Origin of the sequence: Bacillus thuringiensis, from assembly GCF_001455345.1 — a bacterium.
Classification (GTDB): domain Bacteria; phylum Bacillota; class Bacilli; order Bacillales; family Bacillaceae_G; genus Bacillus_A; species Bacillus_A thuringiensis_N.
In genome coordinates, this window is the sequence record NZ_CP013274.1 from 39,262 (window position 1) to 60,460 (window position 21,199).

A 21,199-nucleotide genomic window follows, 5' to 3' on the forward strand; every position below is an offset into this window, starting at 1 on the left:
GAAAGTAGTGGTACAAGAATGAAATTGATAGTAGGACTTGGGAACCCGGGTAGAGAATATGAATTAACAAGGCATAATATTGGGTTTATGGCGATTGATGAACTTGCAAAGCGTTGGAATATTTCTTTAAACGAACAAAAATTTAAAGGAGTATTTGGTGCAGGGTTTGTTAATGGAGAAAAAGTAATCTTACTAAAGCCACTTACATATATGAATTTATCTGGGGAAAGTATTCGTCCACTTATGGATTACTATAAAATTGATGTAGAGGACTTCGTTGTTCTGTACGATGATTTAGACATCCCTGTAGGTAAATTACGCCTTCGTATGAAAGGTAGTGCTGGTGGACATAATGGTGTGAAATCAACAATTTCACATTTAGGAACACAAGAGTTTCAACGTATCCGTATGGGAATTGATCGTCCGAAAAATGGAATGAAGGTAGTAGATTACGTATTAGGACGCTTTACATCGGAAGAAATTCCTGATGTAAATCATTCTATTGAAAAAGCAGCAGATGCATGCGAAGAATGGTTAAATAAACCGTTTCTTCAAATCATGAATACTTTCAATAGTTAAGGGTATGGTTTGGAATATTTTATTTAGTTTTTACCCATACTAGTGGTAATTGGATTTTTAGGAGGCTAGTATGGAAGGATATTATTATTGCAGACATTGCGGGAGTAATGTAGGCTCCGTTACCGCAGAAAAAGTATATAGCGACGTTTTATTTCAACTAACAGAGCAAGAAGTAGTAGAGATGATTCATTTTCATGAGAATGGAAATATATATATAAAAACGATTTGTGAATCGTGTCAAGAAACGCTCGCATCTTATCCTGAGTATTATGAATATGAAAAATTTCTGCAATAAAATGTTGTCGCTTTGGCGTGTCCAAAGCATTTTTCTGTTTTCTTTTTCCAAAATATTTGCATAAAATATAGTGGCTTGCTCTTTATGTTGAGAGGGGTTTTGAAAATGATAGGTTTATTAGAACAATTTTATAAAAATGAAGAGATCCAATCGGTTATTAATGGATTAGAAGATGGTTTAAAAGAGCAACTTGTATCAGGTATGGCAACCTCTTCTCGTTCGTTATTAATGGCGGCCTTATATAAAAAAACAAAAAAATCACAACTTATTGTGACACATAATTTATATCAAGCGCAAAAAGTGCATGAAGATTTAGTGGCATTACTTGGTGAAAAAGATGTATGGCTATATCCAGTGAATGAATTGATAGCATCAGAACTTGGTGTTGCAAGTCCAGAATTGAAGGCGCAACGTATTGAAGTATTAAACCGTTTAGCTGCTGGAGAGAATGGGATTATTGTAGCGCCAGTTGCAGGGCTGCGCAGATTTTTACCAATGAAAGAATTGTGGAAGCAAAGGCAAATTGAAATCAATCTAGGGCAAGAGATTGATTTAGATACATTTTTGCATACTTTACATCATATTGGTTATGAGCGTAAGTCGATGGTAGAGGCTCCTGGGGAATTTAGTTTGCGCGGGGGAATATTAGATATTTATCCACTAACTGAAGAGTTACCATTTCGTATTGAATTTTTCGACACAGAAGTCGATTCTATTCGATTATTTGATGTGGATGAGCAGCGCTCTCAAGATAAAAAAGAAAGTGTTAGATTTGGTCCAGCAACAGAGTTTTTATTTTCGCAGGAAGAATTGAAATTGGGAATTAAGCATCTTGAGGAAGGCTTGACCAAGACGATGCAAAAACTTTCCGATGATAAATTGAAGACTACAGTGCTTGAGACGGTAAGTCATGAAATTGAGATGTTAAAAAACGGGCAAAGTATAGAACAGATGTTTAAATATTTATCTATTTTCTATAAAGAACCTGCTAGTCTGATAGATTATTTACCAGAAGATGGTGTTGTGGTTTTAGATGAGATTTCCCGTATTCAAGAAACCGCATCACATCTTGAAACAGAAGAGGCGGAATGGTATATATCACTTCTTGGTGAGGGAACAATTATTCAAGATTTATCTTTCTCCCACTCGTTTGAGGAATTTCTTCATCATAAAAAAAGAAGTTTTGTATATTTAACGTTATTCTTACGTCATATAGCACATACACATCCGCAAAACATTGTGAATGTGACATGTAAAACAATGCAAGACTTCCATGGGCAGATGCAGTTGTTGAAAACTGAAATTGATAGATGGAGCGAAGGGCATTTTACGACTGTTGTGCTTGGCACAGATGATGAACGTGTGAAAAAACTACAACATATTTTAAGTGATTATGATATTGAGGCAGATATTGTAGAGGGCACAGATATATTATTGCCTGGAAGGTTACAAATTGCTGTAGGTGATTTACATGCAGGATTTGAAATGCCGATGCAAAAGCTTGTTGTCATTACTGAAAAAGAGCTTTTTCATAAGAAAGTTAAAAAATCACAACGTAAGCAAAAGTTATCGAATGCTGAACGTATTAAAAGTTATTCGGAATTAAAAGTTGGAGATTATGTAGTTCATGTAAATCATGGTATAGGTAAATTCTTAGGTATTGAGACATTAGAGATTAATGGTGTTCATAAAGATTACTTGAATATTAAATATCAAGGTAATGATAAGTTATACGTCCCAATTGAACAAATTGACCAAGTGCAAAAATATGTAGGATCTGAAGGGAAGGATCCTAAAGTTTATAAATTGGGCGGGAATGATTGGAAGAAGGTCAAAACGAAAGTCGAAAAATCTGTACAAGACATTGCGGATGACCTAATTAAACTATATGCTGAGCGCGAAGCTTCAAAGGGTTATGCATATACACCAGATACAGCAGAACAACAAGAATTTGAATCTTCTTTCCCATATCAAGAGACAGAGGATCAATTACGCTCTATTGAAGAGATTAAAAAGGACATGGAACGCGGACGTCCGATGGATAGGCTTCTTTGTGGTGATGTAGGATATGGAAAGACGGAAGTAGCTATTCGTGCGGCATTTAAGGCAATTATGGATGAAAAACAAGTTGCGATTTTAGTGCCGACAACAATCCTTGCACAACAACACTATGAAACAATTCGAGAGCGTTTTCAAGATTATCCAATCAATATAGGATTATTAAGTAGATTCCGTACGAGAAAACAGCAAAATGAAACGATTAAAGGTTTAAAAGATGGCACGGTAGATATTGTAATCGGAACGCATCGTATTTTATCTAAAGATGTCACTTATAAAGATTTGGGACTTCTGATTATTGATGAAGAGCAAAGATTTGGTGTAACACATAAAGAAAAAATCAAACAATTAAAAGCAAATGTTGACGTATTAACATTAACGGCAACTCCAATTCCACGTACACTCCATATGTCTATGCTTGGTGTGCGTGATTTATCTGTTATTGAGACGCCGCCAGAGAATCGTTTCCCAGTCCAAACGTATGTAGTAGAGTATAATCCAGCATTAATGCGAGAGGCGATAGAACGAGAGCTTGCAAGAGGTGGGCAAGTTTATTTCTTGTATAACCGAGTGGAGGATATCGAACGAAAAGCAGATGAAATTTCGATGTTAGTTCCAGATGCGCGTGTAACTTATGCGCATGGGAAAATGAACGAAAGTGAATTAGAGTCTGTTATGCTATCGTTTTTAGAAGGGCAGCATGATGTTCTTGTAAGTACAACAATTATTGAGACGGGTGTAGATATTCCAAATGTAAATACGTTAATTGTATTTGATGCAGACCGTATGGGACTATCACAGTTGTATCAGCTTCGTGGGCGTGTTGGGCGTTCTAATCGCGTTGCGTATGCATACTTTGCATACAAACGTGATAAAGTGTTATCAGAAGTTGCAGAGAGACGTCTGCAAGCAATTAAAGAGTTCACAGAGCTTGGATCTGGCTTCAAAATTGCAATGAGGGATTTATCAATTCGTGGTGCGGGTAACTTGTTAGGGGCAGAACAACATGGATTTATTGATTCTGTCGGATTTGATCTATATTCTCAAATGCTAAAAGATGCGATTGAACAGCGCAGAGGAACAGATGGAGTTGAAAATACAGTTAATGTTGAAATCGACTTGGAAGTAGATGCATATTTACCAGATGCTTATATTTCAGATAGTAAACAAAAAATTATGATGTATAAACAATTTAGAGGTGTTTCTGCAATTGAGGATATTGAAGAGCTGCAGGAAGAGATGATAGATAGATTTGGTGATTACCCGCAAGAAGTTGGGTACTTATTACAAATTGCAAATATTAAAGTATTAGCAATGAAAGAACAAATTGAATTAATTAAGCAAAATAAATTTGAAGTAACAATCCTGTTCTCGGAACAAGCCAGCCAAAATATTGATGGCGGAAAATTATTCATGCTCGGAAATAGTTTTGGACGTATGATTGGTTTAGGAATGGAAGGATCACAATTGAAAATCGTTATGAAAACAAATGGTTTAGAAACATCGAAGTGGTTAACAATTGCTGAAAATTTACTAAAAGGCCTACCAGATGTAAAAAAAGAAGTCATAAATGCCTAATATAAGATAAAAAAATACAATTCGACGTGCATAGAAGAACTAATGTGTAAAATACTATGTCTAACAGTTGGTGATTTTTACATGAACAGGTAAATTCACCACTTTGATCATCAGTAGAAAGTGAGGCAGCATTAGAATGAAAGCAACTGGAATCGTACGTCGAATTGATGATTTAGGCAGGGTAGTAATCCCGAAGGAAATTCGTAGAACTTTACGTATTCGAGAAGGAGACCCACTAGAAATATTTGTTGATCGCGATGGAGAAGTAATTTTGAAGAAATATTCTCCGATTAGTGAATTAGGTGATTTTGCAAAAGAATATACGGAAGCTTTATACGATAGCTTAGGACATAATGTGCTTGTATGCGATCGTGATTCTATTATCGCAGTAGCAGGCATATCTAAAAAAGAATACTTAAATAAAAGTGTTGGCGATTTAATTGAGAAGACAATGGAAGAGCGTAAATCTGTAATTATGACAGATGAAAGCGAAATTTCAATTATTGATGGAGTAACAGAAAAAGTTCATTCCTATACAATTGGTCCAATTGTTGCGAATGGGGATCCAATTGGGGCTGTTATTATCTTCTCTAAAGAGGATGTTATAAGTGAAATAGAGCATAAGTCAGTAAATACAGCTGCAAGCTTTTTAGCGAAACAGATGGAGCAATAAGGCTGTATCGAATTTCAGAAGTAGCAATCTGTCCTAATTATGATATTTCTTCTTGAGAAATCAATTATTTGGAGATATATGTATATTGAATGAAGGTAGCGCTTTGCTACCTTTTTTCGTTGCACGAACGTATTATTACTCGTGTAGGTAAGGAAGTTTGTCCTTTTCTTTATGATATAATACGAGGGGTGAGAACAGAAAAAGGAGTTTTCTTGTATGGAATCGAGGAAATATCAAGCCTTTTGGCGTGGGGCTATTATATTAACAATCGCAAGTTTTGTTACAAAGGTATTAAGCGCTTTTTACCGTATTCCATATCAAAATATAGCGGGTGATATTGGTTTTTATATTTACCAACAAATTTATCCGTTTTATGGATTTTGCTTAATTTTAGCTACTTATGGATTCCCCATTATAATTTCAAAAATGGTTGCGGAACGATTAGAGCGAGGGAAAAAGCAAGAAGCAGAAGAAATTATTTGTGTATCTTTTTGGTTTTTATTAGGAATTGGTTTCATTGGCTTTTTTACATTGTTCTTTGGTGCCGAAGCAATTGCAACAGCCATGGGCGATATACACTTAGATAAGCTATTGCGTGTTATTTCGTTTTCATTCATATTGATGCCGTTTTTATCTGTAGCAAGAGGATATTTTCAGGGTTTTAATAATATGATGCCAACAGCTGTTTCGCAAGTGATAGAACAAACAATTCGTGTTTCTATTATTGTATTTTTATCTCTATTCCTAATTGCTCACGGATTTGATTTATATACAGTCGGTGCAGGTGCTATGTTAGGCTCAATCGCAGGCGGATTGATTGGGATTATCGTACTTGTACTTTATATGCGTCATGACTTTCGTTCCATATTCTTTAAAAGTGTAAAGAGAATTAGAGGGAAAAAGAGGATTATTAATATCCTGTTTTGGCAAGGACTGGCGATTTGTGTTAGTAACTTAGTGCTTATTTTTATACAAATGGCCGATTCTGTTTCCTTCTATTCTTTACTTATTGGGGCAGGAGAGCAAGCTGAAAGTGCAAAGGTATTAAAAGGTGTTTATGACAGAAGTATCCCACTTCTGCAATTAGGTACTGTTGTGACAACTTCTTTCTCGTTGTCGCTTATTCCAATTATTACAGCGGCGAAGGAAAGAGGAGATCTTACCTTTATTCGAGAAAAGGTAAAGTTAGCACTGAAAATAACATTTGTTATCGGGTTTGCAGCGGCCATTGGATTAACTTGTATTATTCAGCCTACGAATATTATGTTGTTTGAAAATAGTGATGGATCAGATGTTTTATCCATTTTATCCTTATCTATTTTATTTAGTTCATTGTCGATTACAACTGCTTCTATTTTGCAGGGGTTAGGACAAACATTAAAGCCAGCGATATTCGTTATATTTGGAGGTTGTTTAAAGTTAGCTTTAAACTATATGTTAATGCCGTATTTTGGTGTGAAGGGAGCTGCAATTGCAACACTAGTTGCGTTACTTGTAATTTCTTTGCTAAATAGTGCATTACTTATGCGAGCTGTATCGGAATCGCTTATCGATAAAAGGAATATGTTAGGTATAGTTATTAGTGGTATCGGTATGGGATTTGTATTAATAATGTTTATGCGTGTATTGCAAATGTCTGGATTAGTAATTGATACGGAACATAGAGGGATTGCGACACTTGAGGCGTTGTTAGGTGTAGCTATCGGTGGATTAACATATGTGTTTTTAATTTTAAAATTACGTGTATTTACAAAAGCGGAAATAGGAACCGTTATGAAAAAAGAGAAAAAAGAAGGTTCATTGAAGAAGAGTGGATAGAGGTGGCAGGTTGTGAGTGGAATCATTACTATTTTAGGATTAGGTGCTGGTGAGTTAGATCAGCTAACGATGGGTGTATATCGGAAAATAAAAGAAGCAGATCACATGTTTGTTAGAACGAAGGAACATCCCGTTATAGAAGAGTTGGAGAAAGATGGTATACAATATACAGCCTTTGACAATATATATGAAGCGCATGATACATTTGAAATTGTATATGAAACAATTGCGAATACATTACTAGAACAAGCTGAAGGCACAGAAATCATCTATGCCGTTCCAGGGCACCCGCTTGTAGCGGAAAGAACGGTTCAGCTACTTTTGGAAAAAGGCGAAGTAGCGAATGTTGAGGTGCGAATTGAAGGTGGACAAAGTTTTCTTGACCCTATGTTTGCAAGTCTTAAGATTGATCCGATTGAAGGATTCCAATTAATTGACGCCACATCATTTGAAAGAGGACAATTAGAATTACGTCAACATTTAATCTTTTGCCAAGTTTATGACGCATTCGTTGCATCAGATGTGAAATTAACATTAATGGAGATGCTACCAGATGATTACGAAGTGTATATCGTAACAGCTGCAGGGACTTCATTTGAACAAGTTAAAAAGGTACCGTTGTACATGTTAGATCATGAAACTGAGTTGAATAATTTAACGAGTGTGTACGTACCACCAGTTCAGGAACGTGCGTCCTTGTATCAACAGTTTGATGTGCTTAGAGAAATTATTGCAGACCTTCGTGGACCAAATGGTTGTCCGTGGGATAAAAAGCAAACACATCAATCTTTAAAGAAGTATTTAATTGAGGAAGCTTATGAAGTGTTGGAAGCAATTGATGAAGAGGATGATGATCACTTAGTAGAAGAACTGGGTGATATATTATTACAAGTTATGTTGCATGCCCAAATTGGAGAGGACGAAGGTTGGTTCTCTATAGATGATATTATTCGAACTTTATCTGAGAAAATGGTTCGTCGCCATCCGCATGTATTCGGGAATATGGATGTAAATAATGCCGATGAAGTAATTGCCAATTGGGAAGAAATTAAAAACCAGGAAAAAGGATTCGTGAAAGAATCTGTTTTAAATGGAGTTCCAAAGAGTTTACCACAGTTATTACGCGCTTATGAAATTCAGAAAAAAGCTGGTAAGGTTGGTTTCGATTGGGTTGAAGTACAACCGATGATAGAGAAAGCCTTAGAAGAATGGCAAGAGTTCCAACAAGAAGTTACAAACATGGATGAGACGAAGATGTTAGGTGAATTTGGCGATTTACTATTTGCGTTTGTTAATATAGCTCGTCATTATAAAATAGATCCAGAAGAGGCGTTACGTTCAACTAATGAGAAATTCGTTGGTCGTTTCTTATTCATGGAAGCAAAGGTAGCTGAAATGAATAAAGAGATGCAAGATTTATCATTAGAGCAGTTAGATGTTTTATGGGAAGAGGCAAAACAAACAGAGCGTTAATAGGGGGATTTAACATGCGTCTAGATAAGTTTTTAAAAGTATCGCGTTTAATTAAAAGAAGAACATTAGCGAAAGAAGTGGCTGACCAAGGAAGAATATCAATTAATGGTCAAGTGGCAAAAGCGAGTTCAGATGTGAAAGTAGCTGATGAATTAACAATTCGTTTTGGGCAAAAAATAGTAACTGTAAAAATAAACGAATTGAAAGAAACGACAAAAAAAGAAGATGCAGCAAATATGTATAGCTTAGTTCGTGAAGAAAAAGTAAAGGCTGAAGAAGGCTTGTTCTAAAATCAATTATCTCTTCATACATTACTATTAGCTAGTATAAATGTATGGGGGGATTTACGTGAATAATGGTTACTCACCTATGTCTTCTAATCAACAAAATGTTTCTGTAGAGCATGATATTATTATGCGTGGTAGGCGTGTAATTGATATTACCGGTGTAAAGCAGGTAGAGAGTTTTGATAGCGAAGAGTTTTTACTTGAGACAGTAATGGGCTTTTTAACAATTCGTGGTCAAAATTTGCAAATGAAAAATTTAGATGTAGAAAAAGGCATTGTATCGATTAAAGGGAAAGTTCATGAGATGCTGTATATTGATGAGAATCAAGGGGATAAAACTAAAGGCTTCTTTAGTAAGTTGTTTAAATGAGTCTAACAATTCAGTTGTATACGATGCTCTCAATGATTGGAATGGGTGCTTGGATTGGAGCGTCTTTAGATACCTACCAACGATTTTTAAAGCGTCAAGAACGTAAACGTTGGCTTGTATTTATACATGATATACTATTTTGGATTGTCCAAGCATTATTCGTTTTTTATGTATTGCTTCTTGTAAATGAAGCTGAACTACGTATATATGTATTTTTAGCATTATTATGTGGTTTTGCGGCATATCAAAGCTTATTGAAAGCAGTATATATGAGACTGTTAAATTTTCTCATCTATATTTTTGTGCAAACAACACACTTTTTTGTTCAAATTATACAGCTACTCATGATAAAACCTGTTATTATTATAGCGCAGCTATTTATTGCATTTATATTATTCTTATTTCGTATACTGCTTTCAATTGGACATGTGTTATGGAAAATGGTGATTTGGATATTACTTTTCATATGGAAAGTTTTTTTCTGGCCTGTTCGATTTATTGCTTCGCTCATATGGAAACTTCTCCCTAATCGTGTTAAACTTTTTATAATGAAACATGTAGGGTTCCTGCAATATGTAGCAAAATTGAAGGGACATATCTTCCAATTATGGGAGCGTATAAAAAAGAAGTTAGGGGGACCTCGGAAATGAGGGAACTGAGACAAAGAACAATCGAAAAACAGAGTCCAAATCCTGTTAAAGAGCATATAATACAAACGGATGAGAACAGGAAGCGACTTTATCGCCGTTTAGCGGTTTTTCTTGTCTTTGCTTTTACAATTATTGCGAGTATTAGTGTAACGTTTTATCAACAAAACAGTTCCATTAGAGCAAAAGAAGCAAAAGTTAAGGACATGAAAAAAGAACTGGATTCATTAACGAATAAAGAAAAGAGTCTAAAAGACGAAGTTCAAAAGTTAAATGATGAAGAGTACGTATTAAAGATTGCTAGAAGGGATTATTTCTTCTCTGGAAAAGGGGAGATAATTTTTCCTGTTTCTAAGTAGAGTATGTCTTATTGACACTATATTTTAGGATTATATATAATAAAGTAAAATTTGACTTTTTAACCACTAAGGAGGAGCATTTTTTTTATGTCAATCGAGGTAGGCAGCAAGTTACAGGGTAAAGTAACAGGTATTACAAATTTTGGGGCTTTTGTGGAGCTGCCAGAAGGCTTAACGGGTCTAGTTCATATTAGTGAAGTTGCTGATAATTATGTGAAAGATATTAACGATCACTTAAAAGTGGGCGACCAAGTAGAAGTAAAAGTTATTAACGTTGAAAAAGATGGTAAGATCGGTCTATCTATTAAAAAAGCGAAAGAGCGTGAAAAAACAGAAGGAGATCGTCCACGTGGTGAATACCAACGCGGTGGCGATCAACAACGTTCTGGACGTCCACAACGTAATAATCGTTCTTTCAACAGAGATAACCGTGGCGGTGGTAACGACCGAGCTCCAAAAGAAACATTCGAGCAAAAAATGGCACGTTTCTTAAAGGATAGCGAAGATCGCTTAACTTCTTTAAAACGTAACACAGAATCTAAACGTGGTGGCCGTGGCGCACGTCGCGGATAATCAGAACGTTTAATTCTTAGCATATAGAGAGGTGCCCAGGGCAATTGCTCGGGGTGCTTTTTTATATGTGAAAATATATTTTTAAAAAATTTTTCAAGATATGTTGACTTTAAATTATATCTGAGGTAAGATACTAATTGTCCGTTAAATAAGACGACATGGCGGTGTAGCTCAGCTGGCTAGAGCGTACGGTTCATACCCGTGAGGTCGGGGGTTCGATCCCCTCCGCCGCTATATTTAATTTAACGGCCCGTTGGTCAAGTGGTTAAGACACCGCCCTTTCACGGCGGTAACACGGGTTCGAATCCCGTACGGGTCATCTAAAAAGATCATGCAAATTTGCATGATCTTTTTTTGTTAAATAAATTAAGACATACAATGCTTCTACAAAATCACCCTATATTTTCTGAATGTTCAATTAAAAATTTAAGGATAAATTACATACCGTGTATATATGTAGAGTTATTTCGAATAAAAAGTCGAACGATTATAAAAGTGAAAACTGTTGTTTTGACAAAAATCCCAATAATCATCTTTTATAATGACAGTAATTAAACTATGCAGGTGGTGTTAAAAATATGCCTAAAGCAGGAAGGAATACTATGAATACAAGTGCATTGGCAATGAATGAGAGTCAGCTTGGAGCAGTAAAGTGGACGAGTAAGTTGCGAATGAAGTTTGAGCAAGTTTTCTTTAGATGGGGATTTATTATTGTTGTTATTGGTTTTCTTTTGGGACGAGCATATATATTAACAAACATTTTACCGTTTGCACTGCCGTTTTTTGCTGCTGTTTATGTTATGAAACGGGATAAAATGCCGCTCGCGTTCTTGGCTCTAATGGGAGGCGCACTTTCAGTTTCGATAGATAATTTATTCTTTACCTTTGCATCTATTTTTACTTTCTTCATTTATAATATCTTCTTCAGTCGATTTACACGTAAAACTGTTGGTCTTGTTCCGTTCCAAGTATTTATCTCCGCATTAACCGCACATTTAGTTGTCGTATATTTTGCACAACAAACCGTCACCATGTACGATTTACTCGTTAGTACGATTGAAGCAGGGCTTAGCTTCGTATTAACTATGATATTTTTGCAAAGTGTTCCGCTTTTAGTAGAAAGAAAAGGTAAACAGCAAGCGTTAGAGACAGAAGAAATCGTTTGTTTAATTATATTACTAGCATCTGTTTTAACAGGTACAACAGATTGGTTTGTATATGATGCTTCTATTCAACATATTTTTACTAGGTATTTAGTGCTCGTGTTTGCATTTATCGCGGGGGCCGCTACAGGATCTACAGTGGGGGTTGTAACTGGACTAATATTAAGTTTAGCCAATGTCTCCAGCTTATCTCAGCTTAGCTTGTTAGCCTTTTCTGGGTTGCTTGGTGGTTTATTAAAAGAAGGGAAACGTTTAGGTGTTAGTTTAGGTTTATTAATTGGGACGAGCTTGATTACGCTATATGTAGACAAGCAAACAAACATTGTGACAACTTTAATTGAATCTGGTGTGGCGATTGCTTTCTTCTTATTAACACCGAAACTTGTAATGGATCGTATTGCTAAATTTATGCCGGGCACACAGGAACATTCGCAAGATCAACAGCAGTATTTAAGAAGGATGCGTGATGTTACAGCGAATAAGATTAATCAATTTGCCAATGTATTTGCTGCTTTATCTAATAGCTTTTCTGTATATGGATATGTGGAGGAGGAAGATAAAGAGACAGAGGCAGATTTGTTCTTAAGTACAATTACTGCGAAAACATGTCAAACATGCTTTAAAAAGGACCAATGCTGGGTAGTTAACTTTGATAAAACGTATGATTATATGAAACAAATAATGAGCGAAACGGAAGAGGGGACGTTGCAGCATAATCGGAAGTTAGTTCGTGAATGGGATAAGCATTGTGTAAGAGGGAAGAAAGTGACGGATTTAGTAGCAGGCGAATTAGATCACTTTTATGAGGGGCAAAAATTACGAAAACAAATGAAGGAAAATCGTAGAATAGTAGCAGAGCAACTATTAGGTGTATCAAAAGTTATGGAAGATTTCGCTAAGGAGATACAGAGAGAACGAGAAAATCATCAAGTACAGGAAGAACAGATTTTGCAAGCGTTTCGTGATTTTGGTGTAGAAATAGAGCATGTTGATATTTATTGTTTAGATAGAGGGAGTATTGATATTGAAATGTTGATTCCAGTTGCATCTAATGAACATGGGGAATGTGAAAAGTTAGTTGCGCCGATGCTTTCTGATATTCTAAAGGAAAACATTGTTGTTAAACATGAAGAAAAATCTTCTTATCCGAACGGCCATAGCTTAATATCATTTGGTTCAGCAAAAACGTATTCTCTTGATACGGGATTGGCCACAGCTGCAAAAGGCGGTGGGTTTGTTTCGGGTGATTCTTACGCGATGATGGATTTAAGTGTTGGTAAATATGCACTTGCAATTAGTGATGGTATGGGAAATGGGCAAAGAGCTCATATGGAGAGTAAAGAAACGGTAAAATTATTACAAAAAATACTTCAATCAGGTATTGATGAGGAAATAGCGATTAAGTCTATCAATTCTATTCTTTCATTAAGAACAACAGAAGAGATGTTTACGACGTTAGATTTAGCTATGGTAGATTTGCGGGATGCGAGTGCGAAATTTTTAAAGATTGGATCGACGCCGAGTTTTGTTAAACGCGCAAATAATATTTTGAAAATTGAGGCGAGCAATCTGCCAATGGGGATTATTGAGGATGTTGAAGTTGATGTAGTGGGTGAACAATTAAAAACGGGCGATATTCTTATTATGATGAGCGATGGGATTTTTGAGGGAGCACAGCATGTGGAAAATCATGAACTATGGATGAAGCGGAAAATTAAAGAGTTACAAACCGAAGATCCGCAAGAAATTGCTGATATCATCATGGAAGAGGTGATTCGCTCTTGTGATGGTTATATAAATGACGATATGACCATTGTTGTGGCGAAAGTGAAGAAAAATATGCCAAAGTGGGCTACGATTCCAATTGTAGGAGTGAAGGCACAATAAGGTAAAACTTTAATTAGTGGGGGGCTTCATCTCCCACCGATTATTATCCTTCACCAATTGGGCTTTTACGGGTAGCTTGTCCCATCTAACTTCTTTGTTTTTACTGAATTTTGAGTTGAGGTTCTTACTGTCCACAAATGGCGGGATAAATTTGAAGAGTGATGTTTTTCTATCGCTGTTTCTTTCTAAAAACCTAGGTAAATGCCTAGGTTTTTTTTCTTTAGAAGATAATGTTATTATTTTTGGGAATATGTACGGATGATGTAAGATAAAAATGTAATTTTTGTATATCTTTTTTTTGCACAATGTTTGTAAAAGTTGTACCATTATAAACAAGGTAACTAACGTTGCTGTTCTTGTTTAATGAAAGGTGATTACGAAGTTGAAAGATACATTTGTTGAAAAGGTAGATGACTTTGTAAAGCAGCATGATGTATTAAAGGAACGTTCAACAATTGTTGTAGGTGTTTCAGGTGGTCCTGACTCTTTGGCTCTTCTATATTATTTGTTAGAAAAAAGAGCAGCAAAACGGTTTGAAATTGTAGTGGCACATGTGGATCACATGTTTAGAGGTGATGAATCTCATGAGGACTTACAGTTTGTGCAGGACCTTTGTAAAGGACTGGGAGTTATTTGCGAAACGATAAGGATTAATGTGTCGCAATATCAACAGCAATACGGGATGAATGCACAGGTTGCTGCTAGAGAATGCAGATATGCATTTTTGGAAAGAATAATGAAGAAATATGATGCGAGGTATGTAGCTCTTGGACATCATGGTGATGATCAAGTGGAGACGATTTTAATGCGTCTTGTACGAGGGAGTACTCCGAAAGGGTATGCAGGAATTGCGGTGAAGCGTCCTTTTCATAATGGGTATTTAATTAGGCCGTTACTTGGAGTAACGAAGGAGGAAATTGTTGATTACTGTAATAAGCTAAAAATAATTCCCCGTATAGATCCGAGTAATAAAAAGGAAGTATATACAAGGAATCGATTACGTAAATATGTTCTTCCTCATTTGAAAGAAGAAAATTCAAAAGTGCATGAGAAATTTCAAAAATTTAGCATGCAGATGCAAGAGGATGAGGCGTATTTGCAGGAATTAGCTTTTGAGAAAATGAATAAAGTAATTACAAAAAAAAGTGATAAACAAGTTAGCTTATCAATTCCTGCCTTTGAATCCATGTCTATGCCTTTACAAAGAAGAGGGATTCAACTAATATTAAACTATCTTTATGAATATAAGATTCCATCTTCTCTTTCCTCTATACATATTGACAAAGTGATTGAGTTTTTTAAGCGGACACAACCTTCGGGTTCACTTGATTTCCCAGGTGATTTAAAAATTGTTCGCACATACGAGGAGTGTAGCTTTGGATTTAAACAAGAAATTGTTTCTCCTTTTTTACAAGATTTATCAGTACCCGGGACAATTACGCTATCGAACGGGGATAAACTTGTAACCGAGGTGAGCGAAGATATACCAAGTAACATGAATGAAACAGTATTTGTTGCTAAGTATAATGATATATCATATCCACTTCGTATTCGTTCTAGAGAAAATGGAGATCGCATGTCAATACAAGGTATGAATGGTACCAAAAAGATAAAAGCTATTTTTATCGAAGCGAAAGTACCAAGAGAAAAAAGAGAAGAATGGCCGGTCGTTTGTGATGCAAGTGGGAATATTATTTGGTTACCCTTGTTGAAGCGATCTGCATTTGCTATCTCGAAAGAGAAGGCAAAGAAGGATAAATATATGATTATTCACTACAAAAGCAAGGAGTCTTCCGGGAGGATAATGAAATGATGAATCAAGATATCGAAAAAGTATTAATTTCTGAAGAGCAAATACAAGAAAAGGTGCTCGAATTAGGCGCAATTATTGCAGAGGATTACAAAAACACAGTACCTCTTGCGATTGGTGTACTAAAGGGTGCAATGCCATTCATGGCAGATTTATTAAAGAGAACAGATACATATCTTGAAATGGATTTTATGGCTGTATCTAGTTACGGTCACTCAACTGTTTCAACAGGCGAAGTGAAAATTTTAAAAGACCTTGATACTTCTGTAGAAGGTCGCGATATTTTAATCGTTGAAGATATTATTGATAGCGGTCTTACGCTAAGTTACTTAGTAGACCTATTTAAATATCGTAAAGCGAAGTCTGTAAAAATCGTTACGTTATTAGATAAACCAACAGGCCGTAAGGTAGATTTGAAAGCGGATTATGTTGGATTTACTGTACCGCATGAATTTGTTGTAGGATATGGATTAGATTATAAAGAGCAATACCGTAATCTTCCTTATGTAGGAGTATTAAAACCAAGCGTTTACTCAAATTAATTAAATACAGGCGTCACAATTGTATAGGAAAGTTTTTCTATGTTACGATTTACTATAGTGTTTATGCCGTGAGAGGAGGTTAGGAATGAATCGTATCTTCCGTAATACCATCTTTTATTTACTGATATTCCTAGTAGTAATTGGAATCGTGAGCTATTTTAATGGTTCGACACAAAAAACGACATCAGTTAGCTACGATAAATTCATTACTAAACTAGAAAAAGGTGAAGTGCGTAATGTGCAGCTTCAACCGAAAAATGGTGTGTTTGAAGTAAAAGGACAATTTAATAACTCTAGCCAGGGAGAACAATTTGTTACTTATGCACCAAATACTGAGGAATTACAAAAGAAAATTAATGATAAAGCGCAAGGTGCTGAAGTTAAGTATCAACCAGCAGAAGAAACAAGTGCTTGGGTAACCTTCTTTACTTCTATCATCCCGTTTGTCATTATCTTCATTTTATTCTTCTTCTTATTAAACCAAGCTCAGGGCGGCGGTAGCCGTGTTATGAACTTCGGGAAAAGTAAGGCGAAGTTATATAATGACGAAAAGAAAAAAGTTCGTTTCAGAGATGTTGCTGGAGCGGATGAAGAGAAACAAGAGCTTGTTGAGGTAGTTGAATTCTTGAAAGACCCTCGTAAGTTTGCTGAAGTTGGTGCCCGTATTCCGAAGGGTGTTCTATTAGTGGGACCTCCAGGTACAGGTAAAACTTTACTAGCACGTGCCGTTGCAGGTGAGGCAGGCGTTCCGTTCTTCTCTATCAGTGGTTCTGATTTCGTAGAGATGTTCGTCGGTGTCGGTGCATCACGTGTACGTGATTTATTCGAAAACGCAAAGAAAAATGCTCCTTGTATCATTTTCATTGATGAAATTGATGCGGTAGGACGTCAACGTGGCGCAGGTCTTGGTGGTGGCCATGATGAGCGCGAACAAACGTTAAACCAATTGCTTGTTGAAATGGATGGATTCGGTGCAAACGAAGGTATTATTATCATCGCTGCGACAAACCGTCCTGATATTCTTGACCCAGCATTATTACGTCCAGGTCGTTTTGACCGTCAAATTACAGTAGATCGTCCAGATGTAAATGGTCGTGAAGCTGTACTGAAAGTACATGCTCGTAATAAACCGCTTGATGAGAATATCAACTTAAGAGCAATCGCAACTCGTACGCCAGGATTCTCTGGTGCCGATCTTGAAAACTTATTAAACGAAGCTGCTTTAGTAGCTGCGCGTCAAGATAAGAAGAAAATTGATATGAGTGACATTGATGAAGCAACGGATCGTGTTATTGCAGGTCCAGCTAAAAAGAGTCGTGTTATCTCTGAAAAAGAACGTAATATCGTTGCTTTCCATGAAGCGGGCCACACTGTAATTGGTGTTGTTCTTGATGAAGCTGATGTCGTTCATAAAGTAACAATTGTCCCTCGTGGTCAAGCTGGTGGATATGCAGTAATGCTTCCGAAAGAAGATCGTTACTTCATGACAAAGCCAGAGTTACTTGATAAAATCACTGGTTTACTTGGTGGCCGAGTGGCTGAGGAGATTGTGTTTGGTGAAGTGAGTACAGGTGCTCACAACGACTTCCAACGTGCGACTGGCATTGCAAGACGTATGGTTACGGAATTCGGTATGAGTGATAAGCTTGGACCAATGCAATTTGGTAGCTCGCAAGGTGGTCAAGTGTTCTTAGGAAGAGACTTCCATTCAGAACAAAACTACAGTGATGCAATTGCACACGAAATTGATGTGGAAATGCAAACGATTATGAAAGAATGTTATGCTCGTGCAAAAGAAATTCTTACTGAAAATCGTGATAAACTAGATCTTATTGCGAAAACGTTACTTGAAGTAGAAACGTTAGATGCAGAGCAAATCAATCATTTATGTGATTACGGCAGATTGCCAGAACGTCCAACATCTTCAGCTGATGTGAAAGTAAACATCAACATGAAGAAGGACGATGAAGAGTCAGAAGATAAGTAAGAGATGAAGGAGTGACGATGGTCACTCCTTTTTTTTATTTGTGGAACGAAATGAAGTAGAAAAAGAATTTAAATAAATAGGGTATTAAAAATTGAAATGGAGCGTAATCTTTTTGTAAAATGATGAGGATAGAAAAGCTGATTATATAAGTATGTGTGATATGATGTTTCTATAAGTTTTATACATACTGCACAAATATAGATTAAATAAGATAAGTGGTGAGAATATGATTTTTGTATTGGATGTAGGGAACACAAATGCTGTACTAGGCGTGTTTGAAGAGGGGGAACTTCGTCAACATTGGCGCATGGAAACAGATCGTCATAAGACAGAAGATGAATATGGAATGCTTGTAAAGCAGTTGCTTGAGCATGAAGGTCTTTCGTTTGAAGATGTGAAAGGTATTATCGTGTCTTCAGTCGTGCCACCAATTATGTTTGCTTTAGAGCGCATGTGTGAAAAGTATTTTAAAATTAAACCGCTTGTAGTAGGTCCTGGAATAAAAACGGGGCTAAATATTAAATATGAAAATCCACGTGAAGTAGGCGCGGACCGAATTGTAAATGCAGTAGCAGGAATCCACTTATATGGAAGTCCGCTTATTATTGTCGATTTTGGTACGGCTACTACATATTGTTATATTAACGAAGAAAAGCATTATATGGGTGGAGTTATTACGCCGGGAATTATGATTTCAGCAGAGGCTTTATATAGTAGAGCGGCAAAACTTCCTCGTATTGAAATTACAAAACCAAGCAGTGTTGTTGGGAAGAATACAGTAAGTGCGATGCAATCTGGCATTCTTTATGGGTATGTTGGACAAGTGGAAGGTATCGTTAAGCGTATGAAAGAGGAAGCTAAACAAGAACCGAAAGTTATTGCAACAGGTGGATTGGCGAAATTAATTTCAGAAGAATCGAATGTAATTGATGTTGTAGATCCATTTTTAACATTAAAAGGTTTATATATGTTATACGAGCGTAATGCAAATTTACAGCATGAGAAAGGTGAATAAATAAGTATGAAAGATTATTTAGTAAAAGCGTTAGCATTTGATGGGGAAGTGCGTGCGTATAGTGTACGCACAACAAACACAGTAAGTGAGGCACAAAGACGTCATGATACATGGAGAACAGCTTCAGCGGCGCTTGGTCGTTCTTTAACTGCAGGTACAATGATGGGTGCAATGTTAAAAGGTGACCAAAAGTTAACGATTAAGGTAGAAGGTAATGGTCCGATTGGTCCTATCTTAGTAGATGCTCATGCAAATGGGGATGTACGTGGTTATGTAACAAATCCACATGTTGACTTTGAAGGAACGGAACAAGGGAAATTACGTGTATATCAAGCTGTAGGTACTGAAGGATTTGTAACGGTAATTAAAGATATTGGTATGCGTGAGCCATTTATTGGTCAATCTCCAATTGTTTCAGGAGAATTAGGGGAAGACTTCACGTATTATTTTGCAGTTTCCGAGCAGACACCTTCTTCTGTAGGTGTTGGCGTTCTTGTAAATGGGGATGATAGCATATTAGCGGCAGGTGGATTTATCCTTCAAATTATGCCAGGCGCACAGGAAGAAACAATTTCATTCATTGAAGAACGTTTGCAAAAAATCCCTCCAGTATCAACGTTGATCGAACAAGGGCTTTCTCCAGAAGAGTTACTGTATGCAGTTCTTGGAGAAGATAAAGTAAAAGTATTAGAAACGATGGATGTTCAATTTAATTGCACATGCTCACGCGAACGTATTGAGAGTGTGTTAATTAGTTTAGGTAAAACAGAGTTAGAGCAAGTTCGTGAAGAAGAGGAAGAGACAGAAGTTCACTGTCATTTCTGTAATGAACGATACAAGTTCTCTAAAGAAGATATTACAAATTTAATTGAGAATCTGTAATAAGGGAATTAAGGGGAGCGATCCTCCAAATAGATTGACAAACAGGGAATTTTCTGACAAAATCTAAATATAGATAAAACCAATAAAAATACTCGGTGTTAGGAGTGACAGGAATGCGAGTGGCACAATCAGTTTCAGAATTAATCGGGAAAACGCCGATCGTTAAGTTGAACCGCATCGTAGAATCAGACAGCGCAGATATATACTTAAAATTAGAATTTATGAATCCCGGGAGCAGCGTTAAAGATCGTATTGCGTTAGCTATGATTGAAGATGCTGAAAAAAAGGGATTATTAAAAGAGGGCGATACAATCATTGAGCCAACAAGTGGTAACACAGGAATTGGTTTAGCGATGGTAGCAGCTGCTAAAGGATATAAGGCAATTTTAGTAATGCCAGAAACGATGAGTGTTGAGCGTCGTAATTTATTACGTGCTTATGGCGCTGAATTAGTATTGACTCCAGGGCCTGAAGGAATGGGCGGAGCAATTCGTCAAGCGACTGAATTAGCAAAAGAACATGGTTACTTTATACCGCAACAGTTCAAAAATCAATCAAATCCAGAAATTCATCGTTTAACAACAGGTCCAGAAATTGTTGAACAAATGGGTGATCAATTAGATGCGTTTATTGCAGGTATTGGTACAGGTGGAACGATTACTGGTGCTGGTGAAGTACTGAAGGAAGCGTATAAAGATATTAAAATTTATGCAGTAGAACCTGCGGATTCACCAGTATTATCTGGTGGGAAACCAGGTCCACATAAAATCCAAGGAATTGGAGCGGGATTCGTTCCAGAGACATTGGATGTAGAAGTATATGATGAAATTGTTCAAGTGAAAACAGAGCAAGCATTTGAATATGCAAGAAGAGTGGCTAAAGAAGAAGGTATTTTAGTGGGTATCTCTTCAGGAGCGGTTATTTATGCAGCGACAGAAATTGCGAAAAAGTTAGGTAAAGGGAAAAAGGTACTTGTTATTATCCCAAGTAACGGTGAACGTTATTTAAGTACACCACTTTATCAATTTGAGTCTTAATTATATGTGATTGAAAAAGCATCCTTGAAAAAGGATGCTTTTTCTTTTTGGATTGGAAATAGGAAAAGAGTGAATGACTAGAAAACTTCATGTAAAATAAGAGGTAGTATAATTAATTTATTTTCACTAGCCTTCGAGTATAACCGATCTATATACATAACGAATG

General features: G+C 36.4%; 18 protein-coding genes and 2 tRNA genes. All 20 read left to right on the forward strand.

Features of this window, described 5'->3' with window-relative positions; genetic code table 11:
- Positions 1 to 18 precede the first annotated feature (18 nt).
- The 20 genes from pth to cysK all read left to right on the forward strand — a co-directional run bounded on the left by pth (position 19) and on the right by cysK (position 21,033).
- Complete coding sequence (pth, locus tag ATN06_RS00450; RefSeq protein ID WP_001979768.1) at positions 19 to 579, forward strand: aminoacyl-tRNA hydrolase; 561 nt, start codon at positions 19 to 21, stop codon at positions 577 to 579.
- A 70-nt stretch (positions 580 to 649) separates the two neighbouring features.
- Positions 650 to 874, forward strand: a complete 225-nt coding sequence (locus ATN06_RS00455; RefSeq protein ID WP_000399441.1) for an anti-sigma-F factor Fin family protein — start codon at positions 650 to 652, stop codon at positions 872 to 874.
- Positions 875 to 979: 105 nt separating this feature from the next.
- Positions 980 to 4,510, forward strand: a complete 3,531-nt coding sequence (gene mfd, locus ATN06_RS00460) for a transcription-repair coupling factor (RefSeq protein ID WP_060629180.1) — start codon at positions 980 to 982, stop codon at positions 4,508 to 4,510.
- 136 nt (positions 4,511 to 4,646) lie between these two features.
- Positions 4,647 to 5,183 (forward strand): stage V sporulation protein T, encoded by a 537-nt coding sequence (spoVT, locus tag ATN06_RS00465; protein WP_060629181.1) that lies wholly within the window; start codon positions 4,647 to 4,649, stop codon positions 5,181 to 5,183.
- A gap of 216 nt (positions 5,184 to 5,399) precedes the next feature.
- The gene (locus ATN06_RS00470) at positions 5,400 to 7,001 is read left to right on the forward strand and encodes a putative polysaccharide biosynthesis protein (RefSeq protein WP_060629182.1); all 1,602 of its coding nucleotides are present in this window, start codon (positions 5,400 to 5,402) and stop codon (positions 6,999 to 7,001) included.
- Positions 7,002 to 7,013: 12 nt separating this feature from the next.
- Positions 7,014 to 8,474, forward strand: a complete 1,461-nt coding sequence (gene mazG / locus ATN06_RS00475; RefSeq protein WP_060629183.1) for a bifunctional methyltransferase/pyrophosphohydrolase YabN — start codon at positions 7,014 to 7,016, stop codon at positions 8,472 to 8,474.
- Between the two features lie 14 nt (positions 8,475 to 8,488).
- Complete coding sequence (locus tag ATN06_RS00480; RefSeq protein WP_001234876.1) at positions 8,489 to 8,764, forward strand: RNA-binding S4 domain-containing protein; 276 nt, start codon at positions 8,489 to 8,491, stop codon at positions 8,762 to 8,764.
- 79 nt (positions 8,765 to 8,843) lie between these two features.
- Positions 8,844 to 9,131 carry a sporulation protein YabP gene (gene yabP, locus ATN06_RS00485; RefSeq protein WP_206772775.1) on the forward strand — a complete coding sequence of 96 codons (288 nt, stop codon included), beginning with the start codon at positions 8,844 to 8,846 and terminating at the stop codon, positions 9,129 to 9,131.
- Complete coding sequence (gene yabQ / locus ATN06_RS00490; protein WP_060629185.1) at positions 9,128 to 9,781, forward strand: spore cortex biosynthesis protein YabQ; 654 nt, start codon at positions 9,128 to 9,130, stop codon at positions 9,779 to 9,781. Before yabP ends, yabQ begins: the two co-directional genes overlap by 4 nt.
- Complete coding sequence (gene divIC / locus ATN06_RS00495; RefSeq protein ID WP_001208737.1) at positions 9,778 to 10,137, forward strand: cell division protein DivIC; 360 nt, start codon at positions 9,778 to 9,780, stop codon at positions 10,135 to 10,137. Before yabQ ends, divIC begins: the two co-directional genes overlap by 4 nt.
- A gap of 87 nt (positions 10,138 to 10,224) precedes the next feature.
- Entirely contained in the window at positions 10,225 to 10,710 is a 486-nt protein-coding gene (locus tag ATN06_RS00500; RefSeq protein WP_000021451.1) for a S1 domain-containing RNA-binding protein, read from the forward strand.
- Positions 10,711 to 10,870: 160 nt separating this feature from the next.
- A tRNA-Met gene (locus ATN06_RS00505) sits at positions 10,871 to 10,944 on the forward strand.
- A 13-nt stretch (positions 10,945 to 10,957) separates the two neighbouring features.
- Positions 10,958 to 11,029, forward strand: a tRNA-Glu gene (locus ATN06_RS00510).
- Between the two features lie 259 nt (positions 11,030 to 11,288).
- Positions 11,289 to 13,760: a stage II sporulation protein E gene (gene spoIIE / locus ATN06_RS00515; RefSeq protein WP_060629186.1), complete on the forward strand. Its 2,472-nt coding sequence runs from the start codon at positions 11,289 to 11,291 to the stop codon at positions 13,758 to 13,760.
- Between the two features lie 382 nt (positions 13,761 to 14,142).
- On the forward strand, positions 14,143 to 15,573 hold the full coding sequence (gene tilS / locus ATN06_RS00520; RefSeq protein ID WP_060629187.1) for a tRNA lysidine(34) synthetase TilS: 1,431 nt from the start codon (positions 14,143 to 14,145) through the stop codon (positions 15,571 to 15,573).
- Positions 15,570 to 16,112: a hypoxanthine phosphoribosyltransferase gene (hpt, locus tag ATN06_RS00525; protein ID WP_000981838.1), complete on the forward strand. Its 543-nt coding sequence runs from the start codon at positions 15,570 to 15,572 to the stop codon at positions 16,110 to 16,112. Before tilS ends, hpt begins: the two co-directional genes overlap by 4 nt.
- 85 nt (positions 16,113 to 16,197) lie before the next feature.
- Entirely contained in the window at positions 16,198 to 18,099 is a 1,902-nt protein-coding gene (gene ftsH, locus ATN06_RS00530) for an ATP-dependent zinc metalloprotease FtsH (protein ID WP_060629188.1), read from the forward strand.
- Positions 18,100 to 18,325: 226 nt separating this feature from the next.
- Complete coding sequence (locus ATN06_RS00535; protein ID WP_000578367.1) at positions 18,326 to 19,114, forward strand: type III pantothenate kinase; 789 nt, start codon at positions 18,326 to 18,328, stop codon at positions 19,112 to 19,114.
- A 6-nt stretch (positions 19,115 to 19,120) separates the two neighbouring features.
- Complete coding sequence (gene hslO, locus ATN06_RS00540) at positions 19,121 to 19,996, forward strand: redox-regulated molecular chaperone HslO (RefSeq protein ID WP_000656366.1); 876 nt, start codon at positions 19,121 to 19,123, stop codon at positions 19,994 to 19,996.
- Positions 19,997 to 20,109: 113 nt separating this feature from the next.
- The gene (cysK, locus tag ATN06_RS00545; RefSeq protein ID WP_060629189.1) at positions 20,110 to 21,033 is read left to right on the forward strand and encodes a cysteine synthase A; all 924 of its coding nucleotides are present in this window, start codon (positions 20,110 to 20,112) and stop codon (positions 21,031 to 21,033) included.
- Positions 21,034 to 21,199 lie beyond the last annotated feature (166 nt).

Bases quoted from the DNA above. Each gene is read 5' to 3' on its own strand.
- pth (WP_001979768.1), top strand. From the start codon at position 19: ATGAAATTGATAGTAGGACTTGGGAACCCGGGTAGAGAATATGAATTA.
- ATN06_RS00455 (WP_000399441.1), top strand. From the start codon at position 650: ATGGAAGGATATTATTATTGCAGACATTGCGGGAGTAATGTAGGCTCC.
- mfd (WP_060629180.1), top strand. From the start codon at position 980: ATGATAGGTTTATTAGAACAATTTTATAAAAATGAAGAGATCCAATCG.
- spoVT (WP_060629181.1), top strand. From the start codon at position 4,647: ATGAAAGCAACTGGAATCGTACGTCGAATTGATGATTTAGGCAGGGTA.
- ATN06_RS00470 (WP_060629182.1), top strand. From the start codon at position 5,400: ATGGAATCGAGGAAATATCAAGCCTTTTGGCGTGGGGCTATTATATTA.
- ATN06_RS00480 (WP_001234876.1), top strand. From the start codon at position 8,489: ATGCGTCTAGATAAGTTTTTAAAAGTATCGCGTTTAATTAAAAGAAGA.
- yabP (WP_206772775.1), top strand. From the start codon at position 8,844: ATGTCTTCTAATCAACAAAATGTTTCTGTAGAGCATGATATTATTATG.
- yabQ (WP_060629185.1), top strand. From the start codon at position 9,128: ATGAGTCTAACAATTCAGTTGTATACGATGCTCTCAATGATTGGAATG.
- divIC (WP_001208737.1), top strand. From the start codon at position 9,778: ATGAGGGAACTGAGACAAAGAACAATCGAAAAACAGAGTCCAAATCCT.
- ATN06_RS00500 (WP_000021451.1), top strand. From the start codon at position 10,225: ATGTCAATCGAGGTAGGCAGCAAGTTACAGGGTAAAGTAACAGGTATT.
- spoIIE (WP_060629186.1), top strand. From the start codon at position 11,289: ATGCCTAAAGCAGGAAGGAATACTATGAATACAAGTGCATTGGCAATG.
- hpt (WP_000981838.1), top strand. From the start codon at position 15,570: ATGATGAATCAAGATATCGAAAAAGTATTAATTTCTGAAGAGCAAATA.
- ftsH (WP_060629188.1), top strand. From the start codon at position 16,198: ATGAATCGTATCTTCCGTAATACCATCTTTTATTTACTGATATTCCTA.
- ATN06_RS00535 (WP_000578367.1), top strand. From the start codon at position 18,326: ATGATTTTTGTATTGGATGTAGGGAACACAAATGCTGTACTAGGCGTG.
- hslO (WP_000656366.1), top strand. From the start codon at position 19,121: ATGAAAGATTATTTAGTAAAAGCGTTAGCATTTGATGGGGAAGTGCGT.
- cysK (WP_060629189.1), top strand. From the start codon at position 20,110: ATGCGAGTGGCACAATCAGTTTCAGAATTAATCGGGAAAACGCCGATC.